The 2,324-nt window shown below is 36.4% G+C and carries 3 protein-coding genes; all 3 read left to right on the forward strand.

Annotated features, from left to right (window positions below; genetic code table 11):
- Positions 1–117: 117 nt before the first annotated feature.
- A complete protein-coding gene (locus C200_RS13285) occupies positions 118–306 on the forward strand; it encodes a hypothetical protein (RefSeq protein WP_016211334.1) in 189 nt (62 codons plus the stop codon).
- Positions 307–354: 48 nt separating this feature from the next.
- Entirely contained in the window at positions 355–969 is a 615-nt protein-coding gene (locus C200_RS13290; protein WP_016211336.1) for a chorismate mutase, read from the forward strand.
- Positions 970–1,034: 65 nt separating this feature from the next.
- A complete protein-coding gene (locus C200_RS13295) occupies positions 1,035–1,952 on the forward strand; it encodes a tetratricopeptide repeat protein (protein ID WP_032126265.1) in 918 nt (305 codons plus the stop codon).
- Positions 1,953–2,324 lie beyond the last annotated feature (372 nt).

The following is a 2,324-nucleotide window of genomic DNA, read 5'->3' on the forward strand; positions in this document are numbered from 1 at the left end:
ATGGCTCGCAGCGAAAGTATAATTTTTCTATAAAAACACTTGCCAAGTAAACGGACAGGCGTACAATCGCAATTGTTAAAAAATCTATTAAAAAAGTAAAAGTAAAGGGTGGGTTAAATGATTACAGTATTTACATTATTGCTTGGACACCTTGTTTTAATGGTTGGCTTACGGATATTTTTTGGTATGTATGGAAGCGATTCAAAATCAATGCGAGCGTTTTTAGTTTCAGGGAAATTTAAAGCTCTAGTCGTTTTTTATTTTGTTTTTATTAGCTGTGCGACAGTATTGCCGATGGTTTTTTAGTTTGTCAGTCTTAAGTACAATACGTTAGGTTTATAGGATATAGCTGTTATGAAAAAAGTACTATTTACATTGTTATTCGTTCTGTATTCTTCATTTTTATCTTTTTATATTTACGCTAAACCTTCATCAGCATCATCAATAACAATACAATCTCAGCTTACCCAATTAATTCAACTTATTCAACAACGTGAAGCAATAATGAAGGACGTTGCTGCTTTTAAGTACAATCACAATCTAAGTCCTTATGATGCTAAGCGTGAACGGGTGATATTAACTCACATTGAAAAGCAATTTGATAATCATAAAAAAAGTGCTGCTATTTTAATCAATACACAGATTTTAATGGACATTTCAAAGCAAATTGAAGCCTATTGGATTAACTTTTGGAAGACGCACCTAACAATTAAACCCATTGCTCAGCACAACCTACAGCAAATACGCACTATTATTACTGTAACTGATCAAAAGATAACGAATTTGATCAAACAAATACAAACTCAAAATCATTTTGATAAATTATCTAGTAATAAAAATAATAAAAAGTTTAATTTTTATCAAGTAATCTATCATCTGATAGATCAGAAATTTAAGTTAAAAGAAGTAGATGTTATTTATAACAAAATGTTGGCATCTAGTTTAGTTCAAGTCATAAACATAAATTAACCACTAAAGCTTAAACTTAATTTTGCCGACAATAACACCAAAGAAAAGTTTTTTTGGGTGCGTGCATGAGTCAGATATGCAATCTTGAACAGCAGGCCAAGCACGGTGATGCTAATGCCCAATATATGCTTGCTTTAAAATACATCGAACAAGAACAGCTGGATAAAGCGTTTGAAGTGGCCTTAGCCGCAGCGAAGTATGGTCATCGTGAAGCACGATTTTATATCGGCAATTCATTGTTTTATGGCCGAGGTATTGAAATTGATCAAGAGCGATCAATTTTTTGGTACCTTAAAGCAGCTCAACAAGGCCATCTTGCTGCAATGATGCGTGTTGCGCAAATTTTTGATTATGGTTGTGGCCAAAAAGAAGATAAAGAAGAAGCGGCTCATTGGTATTCGATTGCAGCTAAGCGTGGTTATGTTGCCGCGCAAAGTCGTTTAGGTGACTTATATGTCAGTGGTCAAGGTGTACGTCAAGATGAAGTTCAAGCCTTTCATTGGTATTTGCGTGCAGCACGTAGTGAAGGTGATGGTTTTATTAATGCGATGAAAGTAGCCTTATGCTATGAAGTGGGGATTGGTATTCGCCAAAATATCGAGATGGCAGTACGTTGGTATCGCATTGCTGCGGAAAAAGGCCATGCAGATGCAGCTTTTTACTTAGACAAACTTAAACGTGCAATTAAACGTTATTATCTTGCTACAGAAAAAGCCCACCAGGGTAATCCTGCGGCTCAATATCAATTAGGTAAAATGTTTGAAGCCGGTATTTTAGTAAATAAAAATAAAAATATTGCTTTAGCCTGGTATCAACGTGCGGCAAAGCAAGGTTATGAAGAGGCACAATTTGCTATTCATATGATCGATGAGCTGAAAACAGATAACCCTTTTCATGTTTTAAGTACTCAACTTGAGCCAAGTTATGTAAAATTACGTAAAAAAATATTAAATAACCCTCGATCGATTACGCATAAAACATAAAACCTAGCTTTTTATTATTAACTCAGCAATCTACCTACAACTACAGTAGTTACACAGTGCATTTATGTGGTTAAATATAATATATTTACATTAAAAACACTGACGCTGCGAGCCATGGAGTGCTAAGCACGGGGTGAGTAGGCCGAGGTAGGTTCGGGTTTTTAGCAGAGCGGAGTTGCGAAAGACCGTTAGGTCTGTAGCAAGCGTAACGAGTGTCTAAAAATCTATACGAACCGTAGAGTCATGTGAGAGCACAGTGGTGGAGTGTGCCGATTCAAGGCACGCAACGCTGTGTGACGCGGACAGCCGAGGGTTTATAGTCGTCGCGTTTTGCTCGGCGATTTTGCATCATTGGATGTGCAAAATACCTAC

It is taken from the genome of Piscirickettsia salmonis LF-89 = ATCC VR-1361 (genome assembly GCF_000297215.2).
Taxonomy (GTDB): Bacteria; Pseudomonadota; Gammaproteobacteria; order Piscirickettsiales; family Piscirickettsiaceae; genus Piscirickettsia; species Piscirickettsia salmonis.

Bases quoted from the DNA above. Each gene is read 5' to 3' on its own strand.
- C200_RS13285 (WP_016211334.1), top strand. From the start codon at position 118: ATGATTACAGTATTTACATTATTGCTTGGACACCTTGTTTTAATGGTT.
- C200_RS13290 (WP_016211336.1), top strand. From the start codon at position 355: ATGAAAAAAGTACTATTTACATTGTTATTCGTTCTGTATTCTTCATTT.
- C200_RS13295 (WP_032126265.1), top strand. From the start codon at position 1,035: ATGAGTCAGATATGCAATCTTGAACAGCAGGCCAAGCACGGTGATGCT.